Source organism: Rhizobiales bacterium NRL2 (assembly GCA_001664005.1).
GTDB lineage: Bacteria > Pseudomonadota > Alphaproteobacteria > Minwuiales > Minwuiaceae > Minwuia.
This window is the reverse complement of sequence record CP016093.1, coordinates 2,753,561-2,767,452: the sequence shown is the minus strand read 5'-3', so window position 1 is coordinate 2,767,452 and position 13,892 is coordinate 2,753,561. Positions and strand designations below refer to the sequence as shown.

The following is a 13,892-nucleotide window of genomic DNA, read 5'->3' as shown; positions in this document are numbered from 1 at the left end:
CGCGCCGAATCCTGACCCCTCGGCGCGGAATTGTCGAACAGGGGACCATGCACGGCGGCGGAATTGGCGCTAAAGTCCCGCCCAGCATCGGAATCACCGCCGCAGGATCGTTTCATGCCCGCCATCGCATCCGGCCCGATTTCACGGACCTATTTCTCCCAGCGTCTCCGGCTCCACTATGTCGACTGGGGCAATCCGGAGGCGCCGCCGCTGCTGCTCGTCCATGGCGGCCGCGACCACTGCCGCAACTGGGACTGGGTGGCCGAACGCTTCCGCGACGACTGGCATGTCATCGCGCCCGACCTGCGCGGCCATGGCGACAGCCAGTGGTCGGCGGACGGCAGCTACGGCATGGAGAATTACGTCTACGATCTGGCGCAGCTGATTCATCAGCAGAATCTGGCGCCGGTGACCATCGTGGCGCATTCGCTGGGCGGCAACATCGCGCTGCGCTATGCCGGCGTCTATCCGGAGAACGTCCGCCGCCTGGTGGCGATCGAGGGGCTGGGGCCGTCGCCGAAGATCCTGAAGGAACGCGGTGAGGTATCGTTCGCGGAGCGCATGCGCGAATGGATCGAGGGCACGCGCAAGCTGGCCGGCCGCATGCCCCGGCGCTACGCCTCCATCGAGGAGGCCTTCAGCCGCATGCAGGAGGAGAACAAGCACCTCTCGCCCGCGCAGGCACGGCACCTGACCGAGCAGGGCGTGATCCAGAACGAGGACGGCACCTATTCGTGGAAGTTCGACAATTATGTCCGCGTCTGGCCGCCCTACGACATGCCGGGCCGGGGCGTGCAGGAGCTCTGGTCGCGGATCGCGTGCCCGACGCTGCTGGTCTACGGCTCGGAAAGCTGGGCCTCGAACCCCGAAGAGGATGGCCGCGCGAAGCATTTCAACACGGCGGAGATCGTCACATTCGACGGCGCCGGCCACTGGGTGCAGCACGACCGCCTGGACGATTTCTGCGCGACGGTGAGCGACTTCATCACCCGCCCGGACGCATGACATGAAGCCGCCCGTCACCGTCACCGCCGTCGGCTCCGGGGACGCCTTCGGCAGCGGCGGGCGGCTGCAGACCTGCTACCACGTCGCGGCGGGTGAGGGGGCCTTCCTGATCGACTGCGGCGCAACGGTCCTCGTCGGATTGAAACGTCTCGGCCTGGAGCCAAACGCCATCCACACGGTCTTCATCACGCACTTCCATCTCGACCATTTCTTCGGCCTGCCGCTGTTCATCCTGGACGCGCAGTTCGGCTCGCGGCGGCGCACGCCGCTGACCATCGTCGGGCCGACGGGGATCGAGGCGCGGCTGGAGCAGGTGATGGAGCTGGCCTATCCGGGTTCCGCCGGCGCGCAGCGGAAGTTCGAGACCGAGATCGTGGAACTGGCCGCCGGCGGGACGGCGGCGGTCAATGACGTGGCAGCGCGCGCCATCGGCGTGAGCCACGGCAATCCCGGCGGGCCGAACTTCGGATATCGCCTCACCGCTGGCGGCCGGACTGTCGCATATACCGGCGACACGGAGTGGACCGAGGCGCTGGTGGAGCTGGGGCGGGGCGCGGACCTGCTCATCGCCGAGGCCTACATGCCGTCAAAGCGCGCGCCGCTGCACCTCGATCTGGAAACGCTCTCCGGCAATCTCGGCCGCATCGGCGCGAAGCGCGTGCTGGCGACGCACATGGCCGACGAGGTGCTGGCCATGGATCTGCCGGCCGGTCTGGAGCGCAGCCGCGACGGGCTGGCGATCGCGCTGGACTGAGGCCCTGAAAGAAGGGGCCGCCGGTGTGCGCCGGCGGCCCCTTTGATCTTCCGTCGATGAAAGCCTCCGTTCAGGCGGCGCGGACGCGCTCCAGGAAGCTGTTCATCTCGGTGTTGAGATTGGCGGCCTGACGGGCCAGTTCGCCCGCCGAGGACAGTACCTGCGCCGCGGCCGAGCTGGACTGGGTGGCCGCTTCGCTGACCCCGGAGATGTTCGACGAGACGTCCTGCGTGCCGGTGGCGGCCTGCTGGACATTCTTGGCGATGTCCTGGGTCACGGCGGTCTGCTCCTCCACCGCCGAAGCGATGGTCGAGGCAATCCCGTTCAGCTCCTTGACCGCGCCGGTGACCTTCTGGATTGCCGAGACCGAGGTGCCGGTGGCGGCCTGGATGGCCTGGATCTGCTCGGCGATGTCGGTCGTCGCCTTCGCCGTCTGGTTGGCCAGCGATTTCACCTCGGAGGCCACCACGGCGAAGCCCTTGCCGGCGTCGCCGGCGCGGGCGGCCTCGATCGTGGCGTTGAGCGCCAGCAGGTTGGTCTGCTCGGCGATCTCCTGGATCAGCGAGATGACGTCGCCGATCTTCTCGGCCGTCTGGGAGAGCTGCTGGACAGTGAGCACCGTCTCGTCGGCTTCGGTTTCCGCCGTCTTGGCCCGGGTCGACGATTCGGCGGCCTGGCGGCCGATCTCCCGGATGGACGACGACATCTCCTCGGCGGCCGAGGCCACGGTCTGGACATTCATCGTCGCCTGTTCCGAGGCGCTGGCCACAGCGGTGGAGCGGGTGTTGGTCTCCTCGATGGTGCCGGTCATGGTCTCGGCAGCGACCTGCAGTTCCGTCGCCGCGGCGGAGACCGTCTGGACGATCTGACCGACGGCGGCCTCGAACTGGTTGGCCAGTTCCTGCATGGCCTGCTTGCGTTCGGCCTCGGCGCGCTTCTCGGTCTCTTCCTGGGCCGCCTCCAGCCGCGCCTTTTCCAGGGCGTTCTCCTTGAACACCTGAACCGCGCGGGCCATGCGGCCGATCTCGTCGCGGCGTTTCTGGCCGGAGACGTGAACCGACGTGTCGCCGTCGGCGAGACGGGTCATGGTGTCGGTCAGGCTGCGGATGCCGGTGATCAGGGAGACGGCGACCAGCGCTGCGGAACCCACACAGAGCGCCAGCAGGCCGGCCGCGACCGCGGCGAGCACCCAGAAGTAGCTCGAGGCAGCGCTCTCGGCACTGTCGACCTGTTCCATGAGGTTGGCGGCGAGCCGATCCTCGATCGTCTTCAGGTCGTCGATTCGCCTGGTGGAAGCCTGGAACCAGTCGGCGTCGCTCACATCGGCGAGCGAGGCGCCGAAGGGCCAGCCCCGCGCCAGTTCGCGCATCTGCTCGAGCGTCATGCTGGTGTCGCCGGCCAGCATGGCGTCCAGCGCCTCGGTCATCGCCGGCTCGGCCGTCATGCGGAAGGTCTCCCATTCGACCTCCTGCTGGCCCTGCAGGCTGACGAAGCTGGTGTAGCCCTGCTGGGAGAAGGCGCCGCCGCTGAAGCCGGCAGCGCCCATGGCGCGCTCCTGGCCGGCGGCCTCCTTGCCACGCAGCAACGCGGAAAATGCCGTGAGGTTGCGCGTCAGATGGCCTTCCTCGGGAATCTGGGTGACGCTCTGGAGCGCAGAGACCAGCTTGTCTATGGTGCCGGTGTAGTAGGCCGCCATCTCGCCGGTGCCGAGCATCTGCTCGTCGACGGCGCGGCGGGTGTTCTTCAGCCCGGCAAGCGCTTCCCGGGCGAGGGCATAGTTCCGCGCGAAGGTCTCGTTCTGCAGGGCCGGATCGTCTTCCGGCAGTCCGGTCTCGAGCGCCTTCAGCCGCTTGTCGGCGCTGGCCCGTACCGTGGTGACTTCACCGGCGAATTTCTCACCGTAGGAACTGATGAACCCGGCAGAGTAGCCGCGTTCCTTCTGCAGTTCGTGCACGACCTCGGAGATCAGTGGCGCGACCTCGACGATGTTCGCGATCCTGTTCGCCTGGTCCGCGGTGTGGCGCTGCTGAAGCAGTTCCATCGTGACCAGCGCCAGCGCGCCGATGAGCGGCAGCAGCGCCAGCAGCGCCAGCTTCGCGACGATGGGCAGGTGATCGATCAGGCGTTTCATGTTCGTCCAGTCCCCTCGCAATGGCGCCGGCCGGCAGGCCGCCGCTTCTTGTTATCCGCCGGCCTCCGGCCGGGATGCCCGGACGCGCGACGCCTCCTCCGTTGCCCGGCTTCGACCACTGAAGGCCGGCCGGACGTTCTTCCGGGGGGCGATCGGTGCGAACGCCCGCCGGTTGATTAGGTATCCTTGCCGGGGGCTGTAAATTTTGGGTAAAGGGTCGGGAGGCCCCGCCCCGGGGCGGCCCAAGAAACCGGTTTGTCCATGACCGCAAACGACAAGGGCCGCCGGATCTCCATCCGGCGGCCCTGACGATTTGTTCAGGCGCTGCCTTTGCTGTTCAGGCGGCGCGGACGCGTGCGAGGAAGCCGTGCATCTCCTCATTGAGGTTGGCCGACTGACGGGCCAGCTCGCCCGCCGAGGACAGCACCTGCGCCGCCGCCGAGCTGGACTGGGTTGCGGCCTCGGTGACCCCGGAGATGTTGACCGAGACGTCCTGGGTGCCGGCTGCTGCCTGCTGGACGTTGCGGGCGATGTCCTGGGTTACCGCCGTCTGCTCCTCCACCGCCGAGGCGATGGTCGAGGCGATGCCGTTCAGCTCCTTGACCGCGCTGGTGACCTTCTGGATCGCCGAGACCGACGTTCCGGTCGCGGCCTGAATGGCCTGGATCTGACCGGCGATGTCGGTCGTGGCCTTCGCCGTCTGGTTGGCCAGCGACTTGACCTCCGCCGCCACCACGGCGAAGCCCTTGCCGGCATCGCCCGCGCGGGCGGCCTCGATCGTGGCGTTGAGCGCCAGCAGGTTGGTCTGCTCGGCGATCTCCTGGATCAGGGCCACCACCTGGCCGATCCGCTCCGCGGTCTCGGAGAGCTGCTGGACGGTCAGGACCGTCTCGTCGGCGTCCTGCTGGGCCGCATTGGCGCGGCTGGACGACTGGGAGACCTGGCGGCCGATCTCCCGGATCGATGACGACATCTCCTCGGCGGCCGACGCCACGGTCTGGACGTTCATCGACGCCTGTTCGGAGGCGCTGGCCACAGCGGTGGAGCGGCTGTTGGTCTCGTCGACCGTACCGGTCATGGTTTCGGCCGCGGCCTGGAGTTCCGTCGCCGCGCTGGAGACGGTCTGGACGATGGCGCCCACGGCCTGTTCGAACTGGTCGGCGAGTTCGAGCATGGCCTGCTTGCGCTTCGCCTCGGCGCGCTGTTCGGCCTTCTCCTGTTCGGCTTCCAGGCGCATGCGTTCGATGGCGTTTTCCTTGAACACCTGAACCGCGCGGGCCATGCGTCCGATCTCGTCGCGGCGATTCTGGCCGTCGACTTCGACGTCGGTCCGGCCATCGGCCAGCACGCTCATGGTTGCCGTCAGCGCACGCACGCCGGCGCGGATCGAGCCCGACACCAGGAACATGATGCCGATACCCAGCGCCAGCAGCGCCGCCGCGGCGACCGCCAGTGTGGTGAAGGCGTTGTTGGCCGCATCGGCGGCCTGGTCGACCTGGGCCAGCAGATAGCCGGCCTTCTCGTCCTCGACGGCCTTGAGCGCGTCGATCCGCGCCGAGGCGGCATCGAACCAGGCCTTGCCGGTGACCGACGTGATGTCCTCGCCGGCGACGTAGCCGCGCCCGACCTCGCGCATGCGTCCGATTTCGGCGCCGAGCGGGCCATCCACGACCGAATGCAGCGATTTCACGCTGTCGGCGTCGGAAAGCAGGGCGAAAGTGTTCCAGTGCACCCGCTGACGGGCGCCGGCGGCCACGAAATCGTTGAACAGCGGGCCCCAGAAGCCGCCAGCGGTGAAGGCGACGACGCCCTTGCCGCGTTCCACGCCCGCAGCCTCCTTGCCGTGCATCAGCGCGACATAGGCCGTGAGTTGGCGGGTCAGGTCCGCTTCCCGAGGCATTTCCGTAAGGCTCTCCACCGCGGTCAGCAGGTGGTCGGTCGCCTTGGAGTAGTAGTCCGTCATGTCGTCGCTCGACACCGTCATCCGTCCGACCCCGAGGCGCTTCTCCTCGATTCCGGTCAGTGCAGCCATGGCCTGCTCGAAGGGCGCGGCGAAGGCCGCGTTGCCGAGTACCGCGTCATCGGTTTCGATTGCGGCCCGCAACGACGCCAGGGCCTCGTCGGTCTCCTGGCGCGCAGGATCGAGAGTCTGGGCGAAGGCCTGACCGCCGGAACCGAGATAGGCTGCCGAGAAGCCGCGTTCCGTCTGCAGTTCGTGGACCAGGTCCGAGACCAGCGGGGCGACCTCCACGATGCGCTTCATCGCCTGCGCGTTGTCGGCGCGATCCTGCTGCTGCAGCAGTTCCGAGGCGACCATCCCGAGAGCCGCCAGCACGGGCGGCAGGGCGAGAAGGGCGACCTTGGTGGTTATGGAAAGGTGATCAATGAATCGTTTCATACGCGAACTCGTTTTCTGTACGGACGGACACCCGTTCCCGGGCCGACCCGGCCGTCGATTGCACTCAGGTCCTCAGAGACCGTGATCGCCGCCGGATTCGTGAAACCATGTCAGGGTGACGGCTTCCGGAATCGGGCTGTCAGGCGGCTGCGGCGAGGGCACAGAAATCGGGCCTGGCGTGTGAATAAAGCGTAAATCGCCCCCGCATCCGGCGCATGGCGGGGCTGCATGTCAAAAGGGAAGGGGCCGCCGGCCGGCAGCCCCTTCGGGATGGTTGTTCGCGGCCGTCCGGTCAGGCGGCGCGGACGCGGGCGAGGAAGCCGTTCATCTCGTCGTTGAGGTTCGCCGCCTGCCGCGCCAGTTCGCCCGCCGAGGACAGCACCTGAGCCGCCGCCGCGCTGGACTGGCTCGCCGCTTCGGTGACGTTGGTGATGTTGGCCGAAACATCCTGAGTCCCGGCCGCGGCCTGCTGCACGTTCCGGGCAATGTCGCGGGTCACGGCGGTCTGCTCCTCGACGGCCGAGGCGATGGTGGACGCAATGCCGTTCAGTTCCTTCACCGCGCCGGTCACCTTCCGGATGGCCGAGACCGAGGATCCGGTCGCAGCCTGGATGGCCTGGATCTGACCGGCGATGTCGGTCGTCGCCTTCGCCGTCTGGTTGGCCAGCGACTTGACCTCCGAGGCAACGACGGCGAAGCCCTTGCCGGCATCGCCCGCGCGCGCCGCTTCGATGGTCGCGTTCAGCGCCAGCAGGTTGGTCTGCTCTGCGATCTCGCGGATCAGGGCCACGACTTCGCCAATCCGTTCGGCCGTCTCCGAAAGCTGCTGGACGGTTATCACCGTCTCATCGGCCTCCTTCTCCGCGCTGTCCGCCCGGTCCGAGGACTCGCTGACCTGCCGCCCGATTTCGCGGATCGACGACGACATCTGCTCGGCCGCGGAGGCCACGGTCTGGACATTCACCGAAGCCTGTTCCGAGGCGCTGGCCACGGCGGCCGAACGGCTGTTGGTCTCGTCGACCGTCCCGGTCATCGTCTCGGCCGCGGCCTGCAGCTCCGTCGCCGCGCTTGAGACGGTCTGGACGATGGCGCCCACCGCCTGCTCGAACTGGTCGGCGAGTTCGAGCATGGCCTGCCTGCGTTCGGCTTCGGCGCGCCGTTCGGCTTCCTCCTGCGCCGCCTCGAGCCGCATGCGCTCGATGGCATTCTCTCTGAACACCTGGACGGCGCGGGCCATGCGGCCGATCTCGTCGCGGCGCTGGCTGTCGGGCACCTCCACCGAGGTGTCGCCGCCGGCGAGCCGGGACATGGTGCCTTCCAGACGCCGGGTCGCGCCGCGCAGCGAGCGGACAACCAGAAGGGAACTGGCGATCACCAGCAACAGAAGCCCCGCGGCGAGGCCGGCAATGAGGCGGAACGCCTGCTCGGCCCGGTCCTCGTCGCGGTGAGCCGCCGTCATCAGATCCGCGGCCGCGGCGGCGGCGACATCCTCCAGGGCATCGATGCGGCGGCTGGCCGACTCGAACCAGGTTTCGGCGTCGAGGCCCGTGATCGTCCCGTTCATCGGTGTTACGTGCAGACGCTCCCGCAGGGCCTGAAACTCCGATGCCCGCTCGCCATTCAGCACCGCGCGCAGCCGATCGCCATTTGCTGGATCGGCGTAGCGGACGAACTCTTCCCAGTCGGCGATCTGCTTGCCTTCCAGCCGGACCAGCTTGCGGAACGCATCCTTGTCGAGCGTGCCGTTCGCGATGACGGCGGCGCCGCCGGCACGCTCCTGGCCCGCGGCTTCCTTGCCTTCAATGAGCGCCCCGAAGGCGAACAGGCCTTCAGCCGCCCGGCCGTTGTTGGCCAGCTTGTGGACGCTTTCCACGGCGGTCATGAGGTGCGTGATCATGCCCGAATAGGCGGCGCCGATCGCGGCTTCATCCAGTCTTCTGCCGTCGATGCCCGCGCGGATCCGCGGCAGTTCCTCCAGCGCGGCCAGACCCTTGCGAAAGGGCGTCGCGAAGCCGTCGACCGCCAGAATACGCGGGTCTTCCTCCATGTGGCGGCGCAGGGCCGTTGCCGCGCTGTCGGCGCGCGCCCGGGAGGCCGCCAGACCCGCGCCGAAGGCCTTGCCCTCCGAAACCGCATAGCCGACGGAGCGTCCGCGCTCCGACTGGAGTTCGTGCACCAGGACCAGGACCGGCGGCGTTGCGTCCACAGCGGCGGCCAGGACATGGGCGTCCGCCGCTGCCAGGCGGAGGGTGCGCAGTTCCAGGCCGGCGAAGACGAGCGCCGTCAGCAACGGCAGGAGCGAGAGGAGGGCGACCTTGGTGGTGATCGAAAGGTCGTCGACAAAACGAAGCATGGTGTGGTTCCCCAGCGATGCGACAAGCCGGCTCCGGGACCGGAGGGCGGCGAACGACACAATGATCGACCGGGAATTATGAAAAAACTCTGAATGAGTTCTTTATGCGCAAATATTCAGAAATAAAAATTGCGAAGTAACCTGATTTTTTATTTGGGTAATTGTGTTGTACGTGCGGATGCCGGCGTTGGATCAGCCGCGGACGTGAAAATGCGCATCGGCCAATGGTCAGGGGCCGCAGGGGCCGCTAGCATCGCCCATCCGGAACAGAGGGGAGGGTGGACGTCCGATGCAAGGATCATCGCTGCGGCTCGGCCTGATCGCCGACATCCACCACGGGCCCGACCTGGGAACCAAGATCGGCAGTGCCGCGCTGCCGCTGATGCGCGATGTGCTGCCGGAGCTGAAGGCGCTCAACGCCGACGCGGTGATCGAACTGGGCGACCGGATCAACGACGTCGACCATGACGAGGATCTGAAGCTGACCGCCGAGGTCGCCGGCGCGTTCGGCACGGCGGGCCTGCAGGCGGCGCACCTGCTCGGCAACCACGACAATCACGAGATCAGCCGCGCCGAATCGGAGAACGCCTTCCAGGCCAGTTTCGCCAGCCGCAGTTTCGACCGGAACGGCTTTCACATCGTCATCTGGAACGCCGATACACATGTGCGCCCCGGCGACGGCTTCCGGCTGGGGGAGGGCGATCTGGCCTGGCTCGAGGCCGATCTGGCGGCGACGGAACTGCCGACCGTGATCTGCTCCCATGTGCCGCTCGACAATGGTTCCATGGAGGGGAATCTCTATTTCGAGCGGCACCGGCACTTCGCCTTCTACGAACAGGCGGGCGAGGGCGCGGCGGTGCGCCAGGTGATCGAGCGGAGCGGCAAGGTCGTGCTCTGCCTGGCCGGCCACACGCACTGGAATGCGCTGCACGTGATCGACGGCATTCCCTATGTCACCGTCCATTCGCTGACCGAGAGTTTCACCACCGCCGGCAAGCCGACCGGCGCCTGGGGCGTGGCGGAGATCGGCGAGACGATCGACATTCAGGTCTTCGGTCGCGACCCTGTCCGCTTCGTGCTGCCCCGGCGGGATCCCGCGGTGCACTGGACCAGCCGAACCCGCGATCACGCGCCGAAGCCGCCGCCGGCCCCGGAATGGCTCCGGCGCAAGCGCGAAGCCTTTCTGAAGGACGGGGGAACCTGAGGCGAGGCGGTCAGTCTGCGCCTTCGCCGTTCGTCTCCCTGTCGCCGCCGGCGGTGCGGCTCTCGACCTCGGGACGGCTCTCGAAACAGTTGGAGCGGATCCGATCCGCCAGTTTCGCATCGCGCAATGCGAGGCGCAGATCGGCGCGGTAGGACTTGCAGGATTCCAGATTGTCGAACACGCCGATGTGCAGGCGGGTCTCCTCGCCCAGAGCGTCGCTCCATTCCCGCGCCTTGTAGGCGATGCGGCGTTCGTCATAGTCGGTCAGCACGGCATGGGGGAGCCCGTCGCTGGAGACGGTTTCCAGTTTCTCGCCGGTGGTCGGCAGCACGACGGTCGCGGCGACGGCGATCAGCAGGTAATACATGGCGCGGATCCCTTGACGTTTCTTGTTGATTGCGGATGTCCACGCATGGGCACGTAGGTGCGCATCGGATATGCGCAAGACCCGGCGCGCGTGTCAGTCCGCCGCGTGCAGCGGCCGCGCCTTGTCGACATCAATCCTTGCCGGGACGCCTTCGGGATCGAAGGGCGTGCCGAAATCGAAGACGTCGGGGCCCGGTCCGAAGTCGTGCAGCCGCTCCAGTTTCCGGGCTGCTTCCGCCCACTCGGGGCGCCGGTCGGCCTCGACCCACCAGAGCGCATGGCTGGGCCATTCGCCTCGGACGAACCAGGAGCGGCGGTGCTTCAGCGCCTCACGGTGCCGCCGGCCATAGCTGAATGCGAAGGCCGGTTCCAGGCCGGTCCAGAGGGAGAGCGTCGCCGGGGACCAGCCGTCGCCCCGCTCGACATAGAAGCGTGGGTAGGTCTCGACGCCCCAGCTTTCCGGCCCGGGATCATCGGTATAGCCGGAACGCGCAATGAAGCCCGGCGCACGCTCCGCCGCCGCGAAGACCGCGTCATTGCGCCGGTGGAATCCGTCATTGGCCGGATCCTCCGCCGGCCGCGCGAAAACCGCGAATGTATAGAGCGCCAGTCGCCGTTCCATGCGCTGGTCATGCCGGCATCGTTCCGAAAGGGCAAGGAACTTCAGTCCGGCGCGGGTTCCGACCAGCGTCGCCGGCCGCCTTCCAGCAGGGTCGCCGTGGAGCTGTAGAGCGCCTTGGAGACGTAGGGTGCGATCTCTTCCGCGCGCTTGCGGCAGATGTCCGCCTTGAGATTGCGCGCCTCGACCAGTTCCGGTTCGTCGCCGGGCGCCAGTGCCAGCAGATCCACGACATGGAGCGCCTGCTGCGACTTGCCTTCGTCGGCGAGGGCGCGGGCGCGGTCCAGCACCGCCTTGCGGTCGGTGATCGCGGAAAGCACCGCCGCGGCGGCCTCATCGGGGTGGGCCGGGTGCAGGTTGGTGGCGTTGCGGTCCGTCCACCAGCCATTTTCCTCGCGGTAGATGTCGCGCACGATGTAGTCGCGCGCGCCGTAGCGTTCCCGCATGAAGCCGTGATCGAACAGCTCGTCCGGGTAATCGATGTCGTGCATGATCTCGACATCGGTCATGCCGCGGTTCATTCGCACCACCACCTCGCGGCGCATCCAGCGCAGCGCCTTCGCGGTGGTCAGCAGGCGGTGGCGGACATTCTCCGCGCCTTCGACGATGCGGCCGAACTCCTGGATCAGGGTCGTGGCGTTGAGGCCTGCCAGCATCTCCAGCGTCTCCGCCCAGCGGATGGTGAGCCGCAGGCTGCGGAGCGGCGTGCCAACATTGGCGATCGTCGTGCCGGGGAAGGCCGCGCCCGCGTAGAGGATGCCGTCCTCCGGCAGCCACAGCGACATCACGTCATCGGTCTCGGAGGGCGCCGAGATCAGCTCGATCGGGGGCGAGCAGGCGAGGACCATGCGCTCGCGGAAGGTCACCGTCGGATTGACCAGTTTTTCGCCCGCCGGCGCCAGCTTGAGCTGCGGGAACTGCATGCTGTTGAGTGTGCCCTGCAGGCCGGCGGTCTCGCGGTAGCGGTTGTAGCGGCGAACCGCGTTCTCCTGCGCGATCAGGCGGGGCTTCGGCTCGCCGCGCTCTGCCGCGTGGGCCATCCAGTCCGCCACGCCATCGTTGTAGCCGACATGGCCGTGGCTGTAACAGATGGCGTGGACAGGGTCGTCGCACCAGTCGCGCAGCGCCTTGATCATGCGCGCCGTCGCGCCCCGCCCGGGGCCGGAATCGACCAGCACCAGCCCGATATCGGTTCGGACCGCGAGCGCGTTGCCCTGGGCCGGCAGGATCAGGACATGGTCGTTCAGTTCGCGCAGGCCCTCTGCGCCTGAAAGGACGTTCTTGTCCGCGGCGGTGCTGTTCTCGTGCATGGCGTCTCTCCCCCGACAATCTAATGCGCCTAGATTAATTCGGGCGAGACGAGATGCAATCGCCTATTACGCGGGGCGGAAACGGGGCAGATGCATGCCTTCGCCGATATCGTCCCACCAGAGCCGGACCTTCATTCCGATCCGGACCTGGTCGGAGCTGACGCCGGTGACGTTGCTGACGAACTTCACGCCTTCGATGCCGTCGAAACGCAGCACGGCGACGATGTAGGGCAGATGCTCGCGCACCGCCGGATGGCTGGGATAGTGGACGACCGTGAAGCTGTAGATCTCCGCCGTTTCGGGTGCGTCGACCCATCTCGTCTCCGGCGCGTGGCAGGCCGGGCAGAGCGGCGTCGGCGGGTGGCGGAACACGCCGCAGGCCGCGCAGGCCTGGAAGGCAAGACGCTGCGCCGCGCAGTTCTCCCAGAACGCCGCGTCGTCCATGTTGGGTTCGGGGCGGGGCATGGTGTCGGGAAACAGGGCCATCTCAGCTTCTCCCCAGGATGATGGCGCTGGTCGGCGAGACGCCGAGCCCGCCGGTGACGAGACAGGTTCGTGCATCCGCAACCTGGTTGCAGGATTCGCCGCGCAATTGCCGCACGCCCTCGATGATCAGGTTGACGCCGTGTACATAGGCCTCCGAAAGCTGGCCGCCGGAGGTGTTGAGGGGCAGCGCGCCGTCGCGGCGGATCGCGCCGGAGGCGACGAAGTCGCCGCTCTCGCCGCGGCCGCAGAAGCCGAAATCCTCCAGCGCCATCAACACGAGGCCGGAGAAGTGATCGTAGATCTGGGCGGTGTCGATATCTCCGGGCGCGAGGCCCGCCTTCGCGAACAGCTCCCGTGCGATGCGGCGGTTGTTGGTGGAAGCGTAGTCGGCGTCCGGCATGTTGTGGGCGCCGAGCGGTCCGGTGTTCCAGCCCGGGCCGCTGCCATGGGCGGCCGCCAGAATGTCGACGGATTGGCGGTCGAGATCGCGCGCCCGCTCCGCCGTTGTGACTACCACCGCCGCCGCGCCGTCCGTTTCCAGACAGCAGTCGAACAGCCGGAGCGGTTCGGCGATCCAGCGCGAGGCGAAGTATTCCTCCCGGCTCAGCGTGCGGTCGCGCATGACGGCATTCGGGTTGCGGTTGGCGTTTGCGCGGTTGGACAGGGCGATCTCGCAGAGGTGCTCGGAGGTCGCCGGGGTCTCGAACATGAAACGCTGCACCATCAGCGCCAGCATCTGCGACGGCGCAAACAGGCCGAAGGGGGCGGTGAAGCTGCCATGGGTGCGATGCGCGCCCGCCTGTCCGAAACGCCGGCCCTGACCCTGACAGAGCCCGCGATAGACCGCCACGACGTCCGCCTGGCCGGATTCCACCGCCGCGACCGCCTGGGCCACCGCGGCGCAGGAGCCGCCGCCGCCGCCGCCCCAGACCATCGACGACCAGCGCAGATCGGGCACGCCAAGCGCCGCCTGCATGACCGGCGCTTCGTTGCCGTCATTGGAGAAGGAGGCGAAGCCGTCCACGTCGTCCGTGGTCAGGCCGGCGTCGGCCAGCGCGGCAAGGATCGCCTCGGCGGTGATGCGGAACTGACTGCGGTCCTGGATCCCGCCCCATTTCGTGTATTCGCTCTGTCCCGTGCCGATGATGACCGGGCGTCGCTTGCTGGCGTTCATGTTGCCTCCCCTCAAAGGTGCGGGCAGAGTACCTGAGGGACGGCGAACGGGAAGGCTGCGGTTCGGGAGGCTGTCATGAGTTTCGCGAAATC

At 67.7% G+C, this 13,892-nt stretch carries 11 protein-coding genes; 3 read left to right on the top strand and 8 right to left on the bottom strand.

From position 1 onward, the window contains the following. The first annotated feature begins 114 nt into the window (after positions 1-114). Entirely contained in the window at positions 115-1,005 is an 891-nt protein-coding gene (locus tag TEF_12900; GenBank protein ID ANK81591.1) for an alpha/beta hydrolase, read from the top strand. A gap of 1 nt (position 1,006) precedes the next feature. Continuing rightward, positions 1,007-1,759 (top strand): MBL fold metallo-hydrolase, encoded by a 753-nt coding sequence (locus TEF_12895; protein ANK81590.1) that lies wholly within the window; start codon positions 1,007-1,009, stop codon positions 1,757-1,759. Positions 1,760-1,829: 70 nt separating this feature from the next. Here TEF_12895 and TEF_12890 read toward each other — a convergent pair whose 3' ends face one another. From TEF_12890 to TEF_12880, 3 genes are all read right to left on the bottom strand, one after another. After that, positions 1,830-3,890, bottom strand: coding sequence for a hypothetical protein (locus tag TEF_12890; protein ANK81589.1), 2,061 nt, complete (start codon positions 3,888-3,890; stop codon positions 1,830-1,832). A 337-nt stretch (positions 3,891-4,227) separates the two neighbouring features. Further along, a complete protein-coding gene (locus TEF_12885) occupies positions 4,228-6,288 on the bottom strand; it encodes a hypothetical protein (GenBank protein ID ANK81588.1) in 2,061 nt (686 codons plus the stop codon). A gap of 292 nt (positions 6,289-6,580) precedes the next feature. Beyond that, positions 6,581-8,641 carry a hypothetical protein gene (locus tag TEF_12880; GenBank protein ANK81587.1) on the bottom strand — a complete coding sequence of 687 codons (2,061 nt, stop codon included), beginning with the start codon at positions 8,639-8,641 and terminating at the stop codon, positions 6,581-6,583. Positions 8,642-8,930: 289 nt separating this feature from the next. On the opposite strand from TEF_12880, the gene TEF_12875 reads away from it, so the two are divergent. After that, positions 8,931-9,845, top strand: coding sequence for a hypothetical protein (locus TEF_12875; protein ID ANK81586.1), 915 nt, complete (start codon positions 8,931-8,933; stop codon positions 9,843-9,845). A 10-nt stretch (positions 9,846-9,855) separates the two neighbouring features. Here TEF_12875 and TEF_12870 read toward each other — a convergent pair whose 3' ends face one another. The 5 genes from TEF_12870 to TEF_12850 all read right to left on the bottom strand — a co-directional run bounded on the left by TEF_12870 (position 9,856) and on the right by TEF_12850 (position 13,800). Continuing rightward, positions 9,856-10,212: a hypothetical protein gene (locus TEF_12870; GenBank protein ANK81585.1), complete on the bottom strand. Its 357-nt coding sequence runs from the start codon at positions 10,210-10,212 to the stop codon at positions 9,856-9,858. 93 nt (positions 10,213-10,305) lie between these two features. Further along, entirely contained in the window at positions 10,306-10,833 is a 528-nt protein-coding gene (locus TEF_12865) for a hypothetical protein (protein ANK81584.1), read from the bottom strand. A 41-nt stretch (positions 10,834-10,874) separates the two neighbouring features. Then, on the bottom strand, positions 10,875-12,140 hold the full coding sequence (locus TEF_12860) for a hypothetical protein (GenBank protein ID ANK81583.1): 1,266 nt from the start codon (positions 12,138-12,140) through the stop codon (positions 10,875-10,877). A 66-nt stretch (positions 12,141-12,206) separates the two neighbouring features. Beyond that, complete coding sequence (locus TEF_12855) at positions 12,207-12,626, bottom strand: hypothetical protein (protein ID ANK81582.1); 420 nt, start codon at positions 12,624-12,626, stop codon at positions 12,207-12,209. Between the two features lies 1 nt (position 12,627). After that, positions 12,628-13,800: a hypothetical protein gene (locus TEF_12850; protein ID ANK81581.1), complete on the bottom strand. Its 1,173-nt coding sequence runs from the start codon at positions 13,798-13,800 to the stop codon at positions 12,628-12,630. Positions 13,801-13,892: the final 92 nt, after the last annotated feature.